Here is an 18,377-nt window from a genome sequence, read left to right as displayed (position 1 = left end):
TCATGACCTGACTGATATCAGGCGGACAGGCTGGCGCGACCCTTGCCACGACGGTTGGCGAGGATCGCGCGGCCGGCGCGGGTGCGCATCCGCAGGCGGAAGCCGTGGGTCTTGGCGCGACGGCGGTTGTTCGGCTGGAAGGTGCGCTTGCTCACTCGGGGGCTCCAGAAATGATCGTGTGGTGGCGGGACATCGCCTGGCTGTCACCGTGCGCCCACGAGAAGCTCGCGAATACGCACCGAGTGCACCGCTTCACAATCACAGATCGTGATCTTTGCCCATCGGAGGCAGGCGGCAGCAGCCATCGACAACTCGACCTGGTCACGGTACGCGGGGCTACGCCATCCGGTCAAACCGGCCGCCAGAGGAGGACACTGTGCACAGCCTGTGGACAACAACTTGAACCCTACGGGTCGCCCTGACTACCGTGACGGAACTCCGATTCGTTCCCTTCCTTCTCCCCATCCCGATTTCCGTCCCGAGAACCACACGTTCGTGGGACCCCGTGAGAGAGCGTGCCCTGTGGCTGACGTACCTGCCGATCTTGCCGCAGTGTGGCCACGAGTTCTGGAACATCTGCTGGGTGAGGGCCGCGGGCAGGGCGTCGAGGCGAAGGACGAGCGGTGGCTCCGGAGCTGTCAGCCCCTGGCGCTCGTCGCCGACACCGCGCTGCTGGCCGTCCCGAACGAATTCGCCAAGGGCGTACTGGAAGGCCGTCTCGCGCCCGTGGTGAGCGAGACCCTGAGCCGCGAGTGCGGCCGCCCGATCCGGATCGCCATCACCGTCGACGACTCCGTCGGTGAACCCGGTGGCCCGTCGGCTCCGCCGCACCAGCAGCACCCCTCTCCGCAACACCAGCAGCATCACCAGCAGCGGTATGAAGAGCCCGAGCTGCCGCCTTCCTCCGGCCAGGGGCACGACTCCTACGAGAGCTACGGCCGCCGGCCCTCGGACGACCACCAGGGCGGCTCCCGGTCCGACCAGATGCCGACCGCACGCCCCGCCTACCCGGAGTACCAGCGCCCGTCCCCCGGCGCCTGGCCGCAGCAGCCCCCGCCGCAGGACGACTACGGCTGGCAGCAACCGCGGCTCGGCTTCCCCGAGCGCGACCCGTACGCGAATCCGGTGCAGCAGCCGCAGCACGACTACCGCTCGCAGCCGCCGCAGGAACGTTCGCCGTACGAGCAGCGCTCCGAGCCGCAGGACCGGCGCGAGCGCCACGACATGTCCGAGCCGCCCGGCGGCCACCGGGGCGGCGGCCACGGCGGCCATGGCGTGCACAGGGGCGGGCCGGTCGGGCCCACCTCGTCCAGTGGCGCCCCCGGGCCGCTCGCCGCACAGCCGGCGCCCGCGACGGGCCCCGGCGAGCCCACCGCTCGCCTCAACCCGAAGTACCTCTTCGACACCTTCGTCATCGGCGCGTCGAACCGTTTCGCGCACGCGGCCGCGGTCGCCGTCGCCGAGGCGCCCGCGAAGGCGTACAACCCGCTCTTCATCTACGGCGAGTCCGGGCTCGGGAAAACGCACCTGCTGCACGCGATCGGGCACTACGCCCGCAGCCTCTACCCCGGCACGCGAGTGCGCTACGTGAGCTCGGAGGAGTTCACCAACGAGTTCATCAACTCCATCCGCGACGGCAAGGGCGACAGCTTCCGCAAGCGCTACCGCGAGATGGACATCCTGCTCGTCGACGACATCCAGTTCCTCGCGGACAAGGAGTCGACGCAGGAGGAGTTCTTCCACACGTTCAACACCCTCCACAACGCGAACAAGCAGATCGTGCTCTCCAGTGACCGGCCGCCCAAGCAGCTGGTCACCCTTGAGGACAGGCTGCGCAACCGCTTCGAGTGGGGACTGATCACCGACGTCCAGCCGCCGGAGCTCGAGACGCGGATCGCGATCCTCCGTAAGAAGGCGGTGCAGGAGCAGCTCAACGCCCCGCCGGAGGTGCTCGAGTTCATCGCGTCGCGGATCTCGCGGAACATCCGTGAGCTGGAGGGCGCGCTGATCCGGGTCACCGCGTTCGCGTCGCTGAATCGGCAGCCGGTGGACCTGGGGCTCACCGAGATCGTCCTCAAGGACCTGATCCCGGGCGGTGAGGACGCGGCCCCGGAGATCACCGCGACGGCCATCATGGCGGCGACCGCCGACTACTTCGGTCTGACGGTGGACGACCTGTGCGGATCGTCGCGCAGCCGGGTGCTGGTGACGGCCCGGCAGATCGCCATGTACCTGTGCCGGGAGCTGACCGATCTCTCCTTGCCGAAGATCGGCGCCCAGTTCGGGGGGCGCGACCACACGACCGTCATGCACGCGGACCGCAAGATCCGCGCCCTGATGGCGGAGCGTCGCTCCATCTACAACCAGGTCACCGAGCTCACCAACCGCATCAAGAACGGCTGACGTCGGCCGCGACACGTCACTGAGGGCGTTCCGGGACAACCAACTCCTGGGGCGCCCTTTTTCGTTGTCCACGCGCGCGTGGAGGGCGATTCACGCGCGCATGGAGGGTGCTTTGAGGGCTGCAGGGTCCCGTTCTGAGGGCTGCCGGGTTCCGTTCCGGGCGCGGCGCACCGTACAGAGATGTCGTACGGCCGCCTCTCGCTGTTCGATTTCCCCTGCTCATACGGCTGTTCTCCACAGATGTGCCGACTTTCTGCCGTCCACACCCTGGGGACCGGGAAGTTGTCCAGACCCTGTCCACAGGGAGCCCTGCTGAGAGATCATCAGGCCAGGTCAGTCGGCTGTGGATTCGTGGACGACGAGTCTCCACAGCCTGTGGAGGAAATCTTCGTCCACAGCCTGTGGAGAAAGTTGTCCACCGGCGACCCACAGGCTGCGACGCGTTGTCCCCAGCTTTCCTCAGCTTCTCCACACGGCTGTCCACTGTTCGGCAACGCAACGCGCTCTCTCACCGGGTCGAGTGAAAGGCGTCACACCAAGGTGCTTGGTTGGCCTGTGGGGAAGCTGGGTAAAGCTGGGGACAGTGCTGGGGAGAAGTGGCCCCTGCCTGTGCACCGGGTGTGCAGAACTTTCGCCCGTCCACAGAGACACCTGGTTGTCCACCGGTCCCGCCCACAGGCGCAGTGGATAAAAAACCGGGCCTGACCAGCGCTTTCGCGGTTATCCACGGTTTCCACAGGCCCTACTACTACTGACAACTAGAGAGTCCGGGGAATTCGTTTCGAAGTGGGGCCTGTGCACAACTCGCTCTCCGGAGCTCCAGCACCACTCGCCACGACTTGACCCCGACAGGCAACGACTGTCAGTGCGGTGCGTCAGACTGTTCCCCGGTGTCCTTCCCACGGCATGGCTGAGAGACACCGAGTCAGACGACGAGGGCCACAGGTCCAGCGGGCGAGAGCAGCCAGCAACAGCAGGAGGGCGGCTAACGGTGAAGATCCGGGTTGAACGCGACGTACTCGCGGAGGCGGTGGCCTGGGCGGCGCGCAGCCTCCCGGCCCGGCCGCCTGCGCCCGTCCTCGCAGGCCTGCTGCTGAAGGCCGAGGAAGGCGCACTGAGCCTGTCGAGCTTCGACTACGAGGTCTCGGCGCGTGTCTCGGTGGACGCGGAGATCGACGAGGAAGGCACCGTCCTGGTGTCGGGCCGGCTGCTCGCGGACATCTGCCGCGCGCTCCCCAACCGCCCGGTGGAGATCTCCACAGACGGTGTACGGGCGACGGTCGTCTGCGGCTCCTCCCGGTTCACACTCCACACACTTCCTGTGGAGGAGTACCCCGCGCTGCCGCAGATGCCGACCGCCACGGGCACCGTCCCCGGTGAGGTCTTCGCTTCGGCCGCCTCCCAGGTGGCCATCGCCGCGGGCCGCGACGACACGCTGCCCGTGCTGACCGGTGTGCGCATCGAGATCGAGGGCGACACGGTCACCCTGGCCTCCACCGACCGCTACCGCTTCGCGGTCCGCGAGTTCCTGTGGAAGCCGGAGAACCCCGAGGCGTCCGCGGTGGCCCTGGTGCCCGCCAAGACGCTCCTGGACACCGCCAAGGCGCTCACGAGCGGCGACACGGTCACCCTGGCCCTGTCAGGATCGGGTGCCGGCGAGGGCCTGATCGGTTTCGAGGGCGCCGGACGGCGTACGACCACGCGTCTCCTCGAGGGTGACCTGCCGAAGTACCGCACGCTCTTCCCGACCGAGTTCAACTCGGTGGCCGTGATCGAGACCGCCCCCTTCGTGGAGGCCGTCAAGCGTGTGGCCCTGGTCGCCGAGCGGAACACCCCGGTGCGGCTCAGCTTCGAGCAGGGCGTGCTGATCCTGGAAGCGGGCTCCAGCGACGACGCACAGGCTGTGGAAAGGGTCGACGCCCAGCTGGACGGCGACGACATCTCGATCGCCTTCAACCCGACCTTCCTGCTCGACGGCCTCAGCGCCATCGACTCCCCGGTCGCCCAGCTGTCGTTCACGACGTCGACGAAGCCCGCGCTCCTGAGCGGCAGGCCGGCCGTCGACGCGGAGGCGGACGACGCCTACAAGTACCTGATCATGCCCGTACGTCTGAGCGGCTGAGCCCACAGGTGTGAGCGTGTGTCCGGGCGTAGGCTCGGGCACAGGTACGAAAGTGCCGTAACGCCACCTCGCTAGTGAAGGAACCTCTGATGGAGCTCGGTCTCGTCGGCCTCGGCAAGATGGGCGGCAACATGCGCGAGCGCATCCGCCGCGCAGGTCACACCGTCATCGGATACGACCGCAACCCGGACCTCGCGGATGTCGCCAGCCTCGAAGAGCTGGTCGGCAAGCTCAAGGGCCCGCGGGTGGTGTGGGTGATGGTCCCGGCCGGGGGCCCGACCCAGGCCACCATCGACGAGCTCTCCGAGCTGCTGCAGCCCGGCGACGTCGTCGTGGACGGTGGAAACTCCCGCTGGACGGACGACGAGAAGCACGCCGAGGAGCTGAAGGCCAAGGGCATCGGCTTCGTCGACTGCGGCGTCTCAGGCGGCGTCTGGGGCCTCAAGAACGGCTACGCGCTGATGTACGGCGGCGACGCCGAGGACATCGCGAAGGTCCAGCCCATCTTCGACGCGCTCAAGCCCGAGGGTGACTTCGGTTCCGTCCACGCGGGCAAGGTCGGCGCGGGCCACTTCTCGAAGATGGTTCACAACGGCATCGAGTACGCGATGATGCAGGCCTACGCCGAGGGCTGGGAGCTCCTGGAGAAGGTCGACTCGGTCACGGACGTCCGTGAGGTCTTCCGCTCCTGGCAGGAGGGCACGGTCATCCGTTCCTGGCTGCTCGACCTCGCGGTCAACGCCCTGGACGACGACGAGCACCTGGAGAAGCTGCGCGGCTTCGCGCAGGACTCCGGGGAGGGCCGCTGGACGGTGGAGGCCGCCATCGACAACGCCGTGCCGCTGCCCGCGATCACGGCCTCGCTCTTCGCCCGGTTCGCCTCGCGCCAGGATGACTCCCCGCAGATGAAGATGATCGCCGCGCTGCGCAACCAGTTCGGCGGCCACGCGGTGGAGTCCAAGAGCGAGAACTGATCCACAGCCTGTGGGGAACTCCAGCGGTTTCCCACAGGCCTCGAAGCAAGTGAAGTAGGCCGGGGGAGGTCGGCGCACACCATGCACGTCACGCATCTCTCGCTGGCCGACTTCCGGTCGTACGCCCGGGTCGAGGTCCCTCTCGACCCGGGCGTCACCGCGTTCGTGGGACCCAACGGCCAGGGCAAGACCAACCTCGTCGAGGCCGTCGGCTACCTCGCCACGCTGGGCAGCCACCGTGTCTCGTCGGACGCCCCCCTGGTGCGCATGGGCGCCGAGCGCGCCGTCATCAGGGCCGCGGTTCGCCAGGGCGAGCGCCAGCAGCTGATCGAGCTCGAGCTCAACCCCGGCAGGGCCAACCGCGCCCGCATCAACAGGTCATCGCAGGTCAGACCACGCGATGTGCTGGGGATCGTCCGTACGGTGCTGTTCGCGCCCGAGGACCTCGCGTTGATCAAGGGTGACCCCGGGGAGCGGCGGCGCTTCCTCGACGAGCTGATCACGGCGCGCTCCCCGCGCATGGCGGGCGTCCGCTCCGACTACGACCGCGTACTGAAACAGCGCAACACCCTCCTGAAGTCGGCCGCCCTCGCCCGGCGCCACGGCGGTCGCTCCATGGACCTGTCCACGCTCGACGTCTGGGACCAGCACCTCGCGCGCGTGGGCGCCGAACTCCTCGCCCAGCGGCTCGACCTGATCTCGGCGCTCCAGCCGCTGGCCGACAAGGCGTACGAACAGCTGGCGCCCGGCGGCGGCCCCGTCTCCTTGGAGTACAAGCCCTCGGCGCCCGGCAGCGGGCACACGCGCGAGGCGCTCTACGAACAGCTGACCGCCGCCCTGGAAGAGGCCCGCAAGCAGGAGATCGAGCGGGGTGTCACCCTGGTCGGCCCGCACCGTGACGACCTCGTCCTCAAGCTGGGCCAGCTCCCCGCGAAGGGGTACGCGAGCCACGGCGAGTCCTGGTCGTACGCCCTGGCGCTGCGCCTCGCCTCGTACGACCTCCTGAGGGCCGAGGGCAACGAACCGGTGCTCGTCCTCGACGACGTCTTCGCGGAGCTCGACGCGCGCCGCAGGGAGCGTCTGGCGGAGCTTGTGGCGTCGGGCGAGCAGGTGCTGGTCACCGCGGCTGTGGGCGACGACGTGCCGGGTGTCCTGGCCGGCACCCGGTTCGCGGTCTCGGACGGCGCGGTGGAACGCGTATGAGCACCGAGGAGCCCGCCAAGGGCGGCGCCGGTGACGCGGGCACGCCGAAGACCCCCGAGCCCTCCGGTGTCGACCTCGCCCGGGTCGCCCTGCGGGCCGCGAAAGAACAGGCACGCGCGCGTGGGGACGCCGCGCAGCAGAAGAAGCAGGCACGGCGGGGCGGACTGCGGTCCGGCGCGCGCGCCGACGGCCGCGACCCGCTGCCGCTGGGTTCCGCGATCAACCGTCTGATCACCGAGCGTGGCTGGGAGACGCCGGCCGCGGTGGGCGGCGTGATGGGGCGCTGGCCACAGATCGTCGGCGACGACCTGGCCAACCACTGCGTCCCGCAGAGGTACGACGAGGACGAGCGCGTCCTGACCGTGCAGTGCGACTCGACGGCCTGGGCGACGCAGCTCCGCCTCATGGCCCCGCAACTCGTCGCGCGCCTCAACGAGGACCTGGGCCACGGCACCGTACGCCTCATCAAGGTGCTCGGCCCCCAGGGCCCCACGCACCGCTTCGGACCCTTGCGCGCACCGGGAAGCACGGGTCCCGGCGACACCTACGGCTGAGGCCGTCGGCGACGGTAGCTGGGGGTTGACGGCCCGAAGCGCTGAGTGCCGCTGTGAGCCCTTTGGAGCCCCGTTCCGCATATGGGGAGTCGGCCGAGTCCCGTTCAGGACGGCACATGCGGACTCAGGTACCGGCAAACCCCCATCACTGTCAGCGCTACCGGTAGACTGGAAGCTAATCCCGCCTCACTTGTGGGACGCACCGAGCAACGCTGACTATCGCTGAACGACGCAGCCGCTCCGGCCACCGCCGGACGCTTGGCTTGTGCTGTGCCAGAAAGGGCGCTTCGTGGCCGATTCCGGCAACCCCAACGAGAACATTCCGTCCACCGAGGCCCTGGCAGGGACTGCCAAGGCCTCAGCCACGGCGTACGACGCCAGCGCGATTACCGTCCTCGAGGGTCTGGACGCGGTCCGCAAGCGACCGGGCATGTACATCGGCTCGACCGGTGAGCGTGGCCTGCATCACTTGGTGCAGGAAGTCGTCGACAACTCCGTCGACGAGGCCCTGGCCGGACACGCGGACACGATCGACGTCACGATCCTCGCCGACGGCGGCGTGCGCGTCATCGACAACGGCCGTGGCATCCCGGTCGGCATGCACCCCGTGGAGAAGAAGCCGGCCGTCGAGGTCGTGCTCACCGTGCTGCACGCGGGCGGCAAGTTCGGCGGCGGCGGTTACGCCGTCTCCGGTGGTCTGCACGGCGTCGGCGTCTCCGTGGTGAACGCGCTCTCCACGAAGCTCTCGGTCGAGATCAGGACCGACGGCTACCGCTGGACGCAGGACTACAAGAGCGGCGCCCCGACCGCCCCGCTCGAGCGGCACGAGGCCACTCAGGAGACCGGCACCTCGGTCACCTTCTGGGCCGACGGCGACATCTTCGAGACCACCGAGTACTCCTTCGAGACGCTGGCACGGCGCTTCCAGGAGATGGCGTTCCTCAACAAGGGTTTGACCATCAAACTCACTGATGAGCGCGAGTCGGCGAAGGCGACCGCGAACGCGGACTCGGCCGAGGCGACCGACGACGAGGCCGCCGAGGCCCGCACGGTGACGTACCACTACGAAGGCGGCATCGTCGACTTCGTGAAGTACCTCAACTCCCGCAAGGGCGAGGTCGTCCACCCGACCGTCATCGACGTCGAGGCCGAGGACAAGGAGCGCCTCCTCTCGGCCGAGATCGCCATGCAGTGGAACTCGCAGTACAGCGAGGGCGTGTACTCCTTCGCGAACACCATCCACACGCATGAGGGCGGTACGCACGAGGAGGGCTTCAGGGCCGCGCTGACGGGTCTGGTCAACCGCTACGCGCGCGAGAAGAAGCTGCTGCGCGAGAAGGACGACAACCTCACGGGCGAGGACATCCGCGAGGGTCTGACGGCGATCATCTCGGTGAAGCTCGGCGAACCCCAGTTCGAGGGCCAGACCAAGACCAAGCTGGGCAACACCGAGGCCAAGACGTTCGTGCAGAAGGTCGTCCACGAGCACCTCACGGACTGGTTCGACCGGAACCCGAACGAGGCGGCGGACATCATCCGCAAGGGCATCCAGGCCGCCACGGCCCGCGTCGCCGCCCGCAAGGCACGCGACCTGACCCGCCGCAAGGGCCTCCTGGAGACGGCGTCGCTGCCCGGCAAGCTCTCCGACTGCCAGTCGAACGACCCGACGAAGTGCGAGATCTTCATCGTCGAGGGTGACTCCGCCGGTGGTTCGGCGAAGTCCGGCCGCGACCCGATGTACCAGGCGATCCTGCCCATCCGAGGCAAGATCCTGAATGTCGAGAAGGCGCGCGTCGACAAGATCCTGCACAACCAGGAGGTCCAGGCGCTGATCTCGGCGTTCGGCACCGGTGTGCACGAGGACTTCGACATCGAGAAGCTCCGCTATCACAAGATCATCCTGATGGCGGACGCCGACGTCGACGGTCAGCACATCAACACGCTGCTCCTGACGTTCCTGTTCCGTTTCATGCGTCCGCTGGTCGAGCACGGGCACATCTACCTGTCGCGCCCGCCGCTCTACAAGATCAAGTGGTCGCGCGACGACTTCCAGTACGCGTATTCGGACCGCGAGCGCGACGCCCTGGTGGACCTCGGCCGCCAAGCGGGCAAGCGCATCAGGGACGACTCGGTCCAGCGCTTCAAGGGCCTCGGTGAGATGAACGCCGAGGAACTGCGCATCACGACGATGGACCAGGAACACCGCGTGCTCGGACAGGTCACCCTGGACGACGCGGCACAGGCCGACGACCTCTTCTCGGTGCTGATGGGAGAGGACGTCGAGGCACGGCGCTCGTTCATTCAGCGCAATGCCAAGGACGTTCGCTTCCTCGACATCTGAGTCGGCCCGTACAAGCCGCACCTCGAAAGGACTTTGACCAGCAATGGCCGACGAGAACACCCCTGTGACGCCTGTGACGCCTGAAGAGGAACCCGCCGTCCCCGGCGTGGGCATGCGTGTCGAGCCCGTCGGGCTCGAGACGGAGATGCAGCGCTCCTACCTCGACTACGCGATGTCCGTCATCGTGTCCCGTGCGCTGCCCGACGTACGGGACGGCCTGAAGCCCGTGCACCGCCGCGTCCTGTATGCGATGTACGACGGCGGCTACCGCCCCGAGAAGGGCTTCTACAAGTGCGCCCGCGTGGTCGGCGACGTCATGGGCACGTACCACCCGCACGGTGACTCCTCCATCTACGACGCCCTGGTGCGCCTCGCCCAGCCGTGGTCGATGCGGATGCCGCTGGTGGACTCCAACGGCAACTTCGGCTCCCCGGGCAACGACCCGGCGGCCGCCATGCGGTACACCGAGTGCAAGATGGCGCCGCTGGCCATGGAGATGGTCCGTGACATCGACGAGGAGACCGTCGACTTCACGGACAACTACGACGGCCGCAACCAGGAGCCGACGGTCCTGCCGGCGCGCTTCCCGAACCTGCTGATCAACGGTTCGGCGGGCATCGCGGTCGGTATGGCCACCAATATCCCGCCGCACAACCTCCGCGAGGTCGCGGCGGGCGCGCAGTGGGCCCTCGAGCACCCCGACGCCTCCCACGAGGAGCTGCTCGATGCCCTTATCGAGCGCATCAAGGGACCCGATTTCCCGACCGGTGCCCTCGTAGTGGGCCGAAAGGGCATCGAGGAGGCGTACCGCACGGGCCGTGGCTCCATCACGATGCGCGCGGTCGTCGCGGTCGAGGAGATCCAGAACCGCCAGTGCCTGGTCGTCACCGAGCTGCCGTACCAGACCAACCCGGACAACCTCGCGCAGAAGATCGCCGACCTGGTCAAGGACGGCAAGGTCGGCGGCATCGCCGATGTCCGCGACGAGTCGTCCTCGCGCACCGGCCAGCGCCTGGTCATCGTCCTGAAGCGCGACGCGGTCGCCAAGGTCGTTCTGAACAACCTCTACAAGCACACCGACCTCCAGTCGAACTTCAGCGCCAACATGCTGGCCCTGGTCGACGGCGTGCCGCGCACCCTCTCGCTGGACGCCTTCATCCGGCACTGGGTCACGCACCAGGTCGAGGTCATCGTCCGGCGCACGAAGTACCGGCTGCGCAAGGCCGAGGAGCGGGCGCACATCCTGCGTGGCCTCCTCAAGGCTCTGGACGCCATCGACGAGGTCATCGCGCTCATCCGCGGCAGCCAGACCGTCGACATCGCGCGCGAGGGCCTGATGGGCCTGCTCTCGATCGACGAGATCCAGGCCAACGCCATCCTCGAGATGCAGCTGCGCCGCCTCGCCGCCCTGGAGCGCCAGAAGATCGTCGCCGAGCACGACGAGCTCCAGGCGAAGATCAACGAGTACAACACGATCCTGGCCTCGCCCGAGAAGCAGCGCCAGATCATCAGCCAGGAGCTCGCGGCGATCGTCGACAAGTTCGGCGAGGACCGCCGCTCCGCCCTGGTGCCCTTCGACGGCGACATGTCCATGGAGGACCTGATCGCCGAAGAGGACATCGTCGTCACCATCACGCGCGGTGGCTACATCAAGCGCACCAAGACGGAGGACTACCGCTCGCAGAAGCGCGGCGGCAAGGGCGTGCGCGGCACGAAGCTCAAGCAGGACGACATCGTCGACCACTTCTTCGTGTCGACGACACACCACTGGCTGCTGTTCTTCACCAACAAGGGACGCGTCTACCGCGCCAAGGCGTACGAGCTTCCCGACGCCGGACGCGACGCGCGCGGCCAGCACGTGGCGAACCTCCTCGCCTTCCAGCCGGACGAGCAGATCGCCGAGATCCTCGCGATCCGTGACTACGAAGCCGTGCCCTACCTGGTGCTCGCCACCAAGGGCGGCCTCGTAAAGAAGACACCGCTCAAGGATTACGACTCGCCCCGCTCGGGCGGCGTCATCGCCATCAACCTCCGCGAGACGGACGACGGTTCGGACGACGAGCTGATCGGTGCCGAGCTCGTCTCGTCCGAGGACGACCTGCTCCTCATCAGCAAGAAGGCCCAGTCGATCAGGTTCACCGCAACGGACGACGCGTTGCGCCCGATGGGCCGCGCCACTTCGGGCGTCAAGGGAATGAGTTTCCGCGACGGCGACGAGCTTCTCTCGATGAATGTCGTTCGTCCGGGTACGTTCGTGTTCACCGCCACCGACGGTGGGTACGCGAAGCGGACCAACGTCGACGAGTACCGCGTCCAGGGTCGCGGTGGCCTCGGCATCAAGGCCGCCAAGATCGTGGAGGACCGCGGCGAGCTCGTCGGCGCCCTGGTGGTCGAGGAGACCGACGAGATCCTCGCCATCACGCTGTCCGGCGGTGTGATTCGTACGCGAGTCAACGAGGTCAGGGAGACGGGCCGTGACACCATGGGCGTCCAACTGATCAACCTGGGCAAGCGCGATGCCGTGGTCGGTATCGCTCGTAACGCCGAGGCCGGGCGCGAGGCCGAGGAAGTCGACGGAGACATCGTCGTCGACGAATCGGACGCTGCCGAGCCGGCCACCGGTACGGACGAGGGCACGGACTCCTCGGCCGAGTAGCGCGAGGAGAATCATCGTGAGCGGAGCCACGGGCGCCGAGGCAAAGCGGACCGGCACTACCGGTACGGACGGTGCCCGTGGCTCCGCCACTGATGCACACGACTCTCATGAGTCTCATGGATCCCAGGGGGGGACTGTGACGGACACCCGAGGGCCAGGGACTTCTGGTCATGCTTCCAGTCAGGCTTCCGGCCAGTACGACACGTCGTACGCGGCCGGAAAGGGCGCGCAGGCGGGCGGGGCGCTGCCGGGGGAGCGCCAGGCCAGGGAGCAGTCCTCCCAGCCCTACCACCCGCCGCAGGCGTATCAGCAGGGCTCCCAGACAGGCTCGGTGCGCCGGCCGCGGACCGGGGCGCGCACGGTGCCGCGCACCCGCAAGGCACGTCTTCGCGTGTCCAGGACCGACCCCTGGTCGGTGATGAAGGTCAGCTTCCTGCTCTCCATCGCCCTCGGCATCTGCACGATCGTCGCGGCGGCCGTCCTGTGGATGGTCATGGACGCCATGGGTGTCTTCTCCACGGTCGGCGGCACGATCTCCGAGGCGACGGGCTCGAATGAGTCCAACGGCTTCGACCTGCAGTCCTTCCTGTCGCTCCCGCGCGTCCTGATGTTCACGTCGATCATCGCGGTCATCGACGTCATCCTGGCGACCGCCCTCGCGACGCTGGGCGCCTTCATCTACAACCTCTCCGCGGGCTTCGTGGGCGGCGTCGAGCTGACCCTGGCCGAGGACGAGTAGCGCCCGCTCCCCCGCGCGCGGGTATCGATTTTGGGACTGGCCCCCAGGTGCGCTAATCTTCAGAGGTCAGCGCGCGGGACACACCGCAGCGCGGCGGGGCTATAGCTCAGTTGGTTAGAGCGCATCCCTGATAAGGATGAGGCCACAGGTTCAAATCCTGTTAGCCCCACCAGCACGAAGACCCTCAACCGATCATGGTTGGGGGTCTTTGTCATCTGCGGCTGGTGTCAGCTGACACCAGCCGGTCAGGGGCCTTCCAGGAGCTCGGCGAGAATGGTTGCGCCGGGTGGGAGCGCGCTGAAAGGCCCTCTACCGCCGCGACGGAGGAAGAGGGCCAACAGCTGCTGGCGGTGCTGCTGGCCGAACACCGCCCGGAACATGAACGGCTGGGGCCCCAGCCGAGCAATTCTCCGCGCTGTTACGACCGGTCTCGCTAGCCGGACACGGCCAAGCCCGATGAGATCGCCGTCCGGGGTTCGGGGACGCCTAGGCGCACGGTCATCGACCGGCACCCCTGTCGCGCTCTGCGCCCAGTATGCCTCCCGCCTCACCTTTCCGGGCCGATCCTCTGACGATCTCGCACCTGACCGTGCCCCTGCGGGCACGAGAAGACCCCCGGCCTGTGGTGGCCGGGGGTCTTCTGAGGAGGCTCGGGAGGGCGGGCGCCCTGGGTGGGGCCGGGGGGTTACGGTTCCGCGGCCAGCCTTGGTTCGTTCGCGGTGGTCTCAGCCTCGGCTTCCGTGTCCGACGGGGGCAGGTGCCGGCAGCTGGGGGACGAACCATGGGCCTCGGCGCGGATGCGCTGCTTCATCGTGGGTGGCAGGGACCGTTCGTACGCCGCCGACCAGAGGGCCGCCATCATCGGTGTCGGCGCGCACACCGTGGTGTCACGTGCGTTCGTGGTCTCCTGTACGGCCGTGGCCGCGGTGGCCGTCGTGGTGAGCCCCAGCGCGGCGAAGAGCGCGAGGAATGCGGTGACGATCGTTGTCCACAGCTTCGTGGCCTTGTTGCCGGACATGGTCCCTCAATTCGGGTTGGGCGATTTGCGTACTTTCCTCATGATGTGTACGCGGGGCCGGGAGTGAGGGACCGACGCTCGCGTGACGTCGATGTTCCGATGAACACCACCCGGATGGCCGCAAGAGAGCCGAGAAGGGGGCAAAGCGGCGAAAGTCACAGCGAGGCGGGGAACTCCGCGGGCTGCCGGGGCCCATATCGACTGCTGTGCGCGGGGCGGGAGTTGAGACCGATCCAGGTCACCGATCGATATTGCTCGGTGTGTATAGTCGGGCGCCAGAAGTCCCCTACGTCAAGGAAAGACGAGGTCGCGCGGTGAAGAAGCTTCTCCTGGTCGCACTGGCCGCCATCGGCGGGCTCCTCGTGTACCGCCAGATCCAGGCGGATCGCGCCGAGCAGGATCTGTGGACGGAGGCGACTGACTCCGTGCCCACGGGTTCGTGAGTATCGACGACAGTCACTTCACAAGCCCCGGTCGCATTTGCGGCCGGGGCTTTGTGGTGCTTGGGGTCGGGTGGGGCTGGAGTGGCTGTGGAGCCGGGTGGGACGGGCATGTCTGTGGTCGTGGCTCCGGGGTGGTGGATCACGGATGGCGGAGCCGTCGCCGATTCGCCGTCGATTCGCATGCGTGAACGAGGTGCTTGCGTAAGCGAACGTAAGGGACGCGGCGGTCGCGCCGGTGGCGAGTTCGTGTGGGTGTCCGCGTGGCGCCGGGCGGGCAGGACCGTCGGGACGGGCGGGACGGCTGGGTGTTCGCGAGCGGCAAGGGGTGGCGTGAGATGGGGCGGCGGCTGAGCGAGTGCCGGGGGGCGGGGGCGACAGGACGGGGCCGCCGTCGAGCCGTGCCTGCCGTGGCCGCGTTGGCCGTCGCCGCGTTGTGGGGGGTGGCCGGGTGCCCGGGACAGGCCGGGGCCGCTGCGGGCACACCCCGCCCTTACGCCTTCGCTGCCGACGCCGAGACGGTCGAGGGTGCGATGAATAATGTCGAGGGGCCCCGACTCGCGCCCGGGAAGACGTACAAAAGCACCCTCCCGCGCGTGGGACAGCGCTTCTACCGTCTTGAGCTCAAGGCACGAGACAGCGCGTACGTCTCCGTCACCGCTGTTCCGAAGCCCGGCAGCCAGGTCTCCTACGCCGACGGGGTCGAGGTGTCCGTCCAGGACGCCGACGGCAACAACTGCAGCCCTATGGAGACGGAAGAGGCACGGTTCGGCTCTTCGGAGAGCCCGCGTCCGATCACGGCCACGGCGGTACGCAGGGTCGGACCAGACGAGAGGACGTGTGCCCAGGCCGGTACCTACTACGTGCTCGTCGAGCGGGCCAGAGCCTCGGGTTCGGTGCGGCGTTCCGTCCAGGAGGACTGGGACCTGGAACTTCACGTGGCGTCAGAACCCGCGCTGAGAATGGGCAGTACGTCGGAACCACCGAGGACGTGGGACTCCGCGACCCCTGTACCACCGTCGGGCGAGCGGAGGACGCGTGAGGGCGGCACGAGCTTCAGTACGGCGCGAGGGCTGGCAAAAGGTGTCTGGGGATCCGGCATAGAGCCTGGCGAGACCCTCTTCTACAGAGTGCCGGTCGACTGGGGGCAGCAAATCTCGGTCGCTGCGGAGCTCGGCAGTACGAACGGGGTGGCTCCGGAGAGGGACGGGGCGGGGGGCGGAGCGGGCGCGACGGAGAGTGGCTCAGACCGGATGGGGCGCGGGCTGGGCCGGAGTGCGGGGTATGTCTCCTCTGCTCTCGTCATGTCGCTGTCCAACCCGGTGCGCGCCGAGGCCGGTGACGCCGATACGGCGTATGACGGCCGACAGAAGTCCGTTGCCCTGGATCCACTGCCACCGGTGGCGTACGAGAACCGCTTCGCCCTGGCCGACAAGGTGTCCGCGATGAGGTTCGCCGGTTGGTACTACCTGTCGGTCCACCTCAGCCCGCAAGTCGCGGAGAGGTTCGGTGACGCTCCGTTGGAACTGACGCTGCGGGTGGACGTCGACGGTTCGCCGCAGCCGGGTCCTGCCTACGCGGGATCGCCCGTCCCCGCCGAGGACTTCGGCGTCACTGAGCGGGACACGGAGGCCGCGAAGCGCGGCGAGACGGCGGTCGGGAGAGACGCGGATGCCGAGACCGACGGGCTGCTGGTGATGGTCGCCGCCGGTGGGATCGGGGGCGGGGCGGTGCTGCTGGGGGTCCTTGGCATGTGGACGCTCATCGGGCGGCGCAGGGCGTCGGCTGCGGTTGTTGCGGCGGCCTTGGCGAGGGCTGGGGCTGGGGCGTCGGCTGGGCCCGGAGCCGGAACGGGAACCGGGGCCGGAGCCGGAGCCGGGGGAGCGGATGCTCCTGAGTCCGTGGAGTTCGGGCCGTCGCGAGGCTGGTGAAGCTGTCGGCTCGGATCCGGCGACACCGTCGGGCCCGTCAGAGCTGCGCGAGGGCCCAAAACCCCACGGTGAGGCAGGTCAGGGCGACGAACAGCATCGGGATCGCCACTTTCGCGGGCGGCCCGAAACGCTCCGGTGGGCCGGGACGAGCCGCGGTGTGGGGCCGGGAAATTGGGTGGTTCAGAGGTGGAACCTGGACGGCTTGAGCGGTGTATCGATAAGTAGAAGGGAGAGCGGGAGCAGGAGCGAGAGCGGGATCGCGGTGTGCCGAGGACGTCGGGGCTTGTGCGGGGTCTTGGGGTGCGGGCGGGGGCGGGGGCGCGTTCCGATGGGAGGAGGGGACTTGCGTGGGATCGGGCGCGGGCGCGGGCGTCACCTGTAAAGGCAACGGCATCGGAGTGGGGGGAGTGGACGGCTGAGGGGGCAGCAGAGGCGGGGGCAAGTGGAAGCCGTCCGTGCCCGAGCGGGAGGGCGGTCGGGCGCCTGGCCCGAGACCTGATGGCTGCTCAGGCGAGTCGTCGGCGAGGGGAATCAGAGTCGGCGTCGAGGTGGCGGTGGGGGCCGGCGTCGGAGGGGGCGTGGGAGCTGATGCCGAGGGCGATGGCATCGGTGGCATCGGAGCTGGTGGTATCGGAGCCGGTGGCATGGGAGCCGGTGACTGTGGAGGCGGCGGGGCCATGGGCGCTGGGGCTAGCGGTTGCGGCGCCACGTCCGGTGGGGTCAGAGACGGTGAGGTGAAAGGTGCCTCAGCGAAAGGTGGTGGTGTGAAAGGGGACGGGGCCGAAGACAGCGGGGCTGAGGGAGGCGGGGCGGACGACAGTGGCGCCGAGGGAGGCGGTGCCGAAGACAGCGACGCCGAGGGAAGCGGGACGGACGACAGTGGCGCCGAGGGAAGCGGGGCTGAAGACGGCGGCGTTGAGGAAGGCGGGACTGAAGACGGCGGGGCGGGAGACGGCGGCGCTGAAGGAGGCGGGGCCGAAGAAGGTGGTGCCAAAGGTGGCGCGGCCGACGTGCCGGGCCGTGTGGACCCAGGTGTGGGGCGCGCATGGCGGGGGCGGGAGCCCGTGCGTGGCGTGGGGGCGAGAGGGCCCGGGCCGGCGGGGCCGAAACCGGCAGGTAGGGGAGGGAGTTGGTCGAAGATCTCGATGAGCTCGTCGTCGGGGCCCGGCTCGGGCAGCATCTCCACGGCAGAGGCAAGCGCCTTGCGCGCACCCGTGGCGGTACGGAAGCGCGTCTGGGGATCCGGTTGGAGAAGGGTGGCGATGACCTGCCAGAGAGGTTCGGGCATACCCTGCGGGGCCCGTGGTGTGCCGTGCTCGGTGAAGTACTCGATCAGCGCCTTGCTGTCCGGCTTGGCGCCCTCCAGGAGGTACAGGGCGACGAGGCCGACGGCGAAGAGGTCGGCGGTGAAATCCGGCTCGCAGCCCAGTAGTTGCTCGGGGGCGAAGTAGCCGGGCGTTCCCACCACGTAGTCGGTCTCGGTCAGCCGGGGCTCGCCCTTGCGCATCGAGATGCCGAAGTCGGACAGGCGCAGATGCGGGCGGCCGGCGCCGGTGGCGTCGAGCAGGATGTTGGCCGGCTTGATGTCACGGTGTACGACGCCTTCGGCGTGGACGGCCGCGAGTGCGGAGAGGAGCTGGTCGAGGAGGGCGCAGACGAAGTGGGGCGGCAGCGGGCCGTAGTCCCCGATGACATGCGCCAGCGAGCCGCCGCCGACCAGGTCCATGGTGAACAGGACCTTGTCGTCGTCGGCGGCCCAGCTGGCGGGCGCGAGTACATGGGGGTGATCGATTCGCAGGGCTTGTTCCCGTACGAACCTCAACAGGGAGTGTGCGTCGCTCTGTTGGAGCACCTTGGCGGCCACGTACCTGTGTCGCCGGTGGTCCCAGGCGCGCCAGACCGCTCCGACTCCCCCGTGTCCGATCGGGTCGACCAGTTCGTACCGACCGGCGAAGACCTCACCCATGGTCGCGCTCCGCTCCCCTTCCGGGCCGGG

At 68.5% G+C, this 18,377-nt stretch carries 13 protein-coding genes and 1 tRNA gene; 11 read left to right on the top strand and 3 right to left on the bottom strand.

Features of this window, described 5'->3' with window-relative positions:
• Positions 1 to 17 precede the first annotated feature (17 nt).
• Positions 18 to 155, bottom strand: a complete 138-nt coding sequence (gene rpmH / locus AC07DI_RS25490) for a 50S ribosomal protein L34 (RefSeq protein WP_006381191.1) — start codon at positions 153 to 155, stop codon at positions 18 to 20.
• A 367-nt stretch (positions 156 to 522) separates the two neighbouring features.
• Here rpmH and dnaA point away from each other — a divergent pair, with 367 nt between their 5' ends.
• From dnaA to AC07DI_RS25445, 9 genes are all read left to right on the top strand, one after another.
• Positions 523 to 2,403, top strand: a complete 1,881-nt coding sequence (gene dnaA / locus AC07DI_RS25485; RefSeq protein ID WP_478906231.1) for a chromosomal replication initiator protein DnaA — start codon at positions 523 to 525, stop codon at positions 2,401 to 2,403.
• A 991-nt stretch (positions 2,404 to 3,394) separates the two neighbouring features.
• Positions 3,395 to 4,525 carry a DNA polymerase III subunit beta gene (gene dnaN, locus AC07DI_RS25480; protein WP_384252507.1) on the top strand — a complete coding sequence of 377 codons (1,131 nt, stop codon included), beginning with the start codon at positions 3,395 to 3,397 and terminating at the stop codon, positions 4,523 to 4,525.
• Between the two features lie 89 nt (positions 4,526 to 4,614).
• Positions 4,615 to 5,499: a phosphogluconate dehydrogenase (NAD(+)-dependent, decarboxylating) gene (gene gnd, locus AC07DI_RS25475; RefSeq protein ID WP_384252505.1), complete on the top strand. Its 885-nt coding sequence runs from the start codon at positions 4,615 to 4,617 to the stop codon at positions 5,497 to 5,499.
• An 81-nt stretch (positions 5,500 to 5,580) separates the two neighbouring features.
• On the top strand, positions 5,581 to 6,702 hold the full coding sequence (recF, locus tag AC07DI_RS25470) for a DNA replication/repair protein RecF (protein WP_478906230.1): 1,122 nt from the start codon (positions 5,581 to 5,583) through the stop codon (positions 6,700 to 6,702).
• Entirely contained in the window at positions 6,699 to 7,256 is a 558-nt protein-coding gene (locus tag AC07DI_RS25465; RefSeq protein WP_384252500.1) for a DciA family protein, read from the top strand. Before recF ends, AC07DI_RS25465 begins: the two co-directional genes overlap by 4 nt.
• A 265-nt stretch (positions 7,257 to 7,521) precedes the next feature.
• Positions 7,522 to 9,597, top strand: coding sequence for a DNA topoisomerase (ATP-hydrolyzing) subunit B (gene gyrB, locus AC07DI_RS25460; RefSeq protein WP_478906229.1), 2,076 nt, complete (start codon positions 7,522 to 7,524; stop codon positions 9,595 to 9,597).
• Positions 9,598 to 9,640: 43 nt separating this feature from the next.
• Positions 9,641 to 12,253: a DNA gyrase subunit A gene (gene gyrA, locus AC07DI_RS25455; protein ID WP_384252495.1), complete on the top strand. Its 2,613-nt coding sequence runs from the start codon at positions 9,641 to 9,643 to the stop codon at positions 12,251 to 12,253.
• A gap of 16 nt (positions 12,254 to 12,269) precedes the next feature.
• A complete protein-coding gene (locus tag AC07DI_RS25450; RefSeq protein ID WP_384252493.1) occupies positions 12,270 to 12,992 on the top strand; it encodes a DUF3566 domain-containing protein in 723 nt (240 codons plus the stop codon).
• A gap of 95 nt (positions 12,993 to 13,087) precedes the next feature.
• Positions 13,088 to 13,164, top strand: a tRNA-Ile gene (locus AC07DI_RS25445).
• 513 nt (positions 13,165 to 13,677) lie between these two features.
• Here AC07DI_RS25445 and AC07DI_RS25440 read toward each other — a convergent pair.
• Complete coding sequence (locus tag AC07DI_RS25440) at positions 13,678 to 14,010, bottom strand: DUF6344 domain-containing protein (RefSeq protein WP_478906228.1); 333 nt, start codon at positions 14,008 to 14,010, stop codon at positions 13,678 to 13,680.
• A gap of 314 nt (positions 14,011 to 14,324) precedes the next feature.
• On the opposite strand from AC07DI_RS25440, the gene AC07DI_RS25435 reads away from it, so the two are divergent.
• Both AC07DI_RS25435 and AC07DI_RS25430 read left to right on the top strand, forming a co-directional pair.
• Complete coding sequence (locus tag AC07DI_RS25435; protein ID WP_003999697.1) at positions 14,325 to 14,453, top strand: DLW-39 family protein; 129 nt, start codon at positions 14,325 to 14,327, stop codon at positions 14,451 to 14,453.
• A gap of 1,301 nt (positions 14,454 to 15,754) precedes the next feature.
• Entirely contained in the window at positions 15,755 to 16,381 is a 627-nt protein-coding gene (locus AC07DI_RS25430; RefSeq protein WP_478906227.1) for a hypothetical protein, read from the top strand.
• A gap of 37 nt (positions 16,382 to 16,418) precedes the next feature.
• Here the strand turns inward: AC07DI_RS25430 and AC07DI_RS25425 are convergent, their stop codons facing one another.
• The gene (locus AC07DI_RS25425; RefSeq protein ID WP_478906226.1) at positions 16,419 to 18,347 is read right to left on the bottom strand and encodes a serine/threonine-protein kinase; all 1,929 of its coding nucleotides are present in this window, start codon (positions 18,345 to 18,347) and stop codon (positions 16,419 to 16,421) included.
• Positions 18,348 to 18,377: the final 30 nt, after the last annotated feature.

It is taken from the genome of Streptomyces sp. NPDC044106 (genome assembly GCF_056433985.1).
This window is presented reverse-complemented; position numbering and strand designations above follow the sequence as displayed.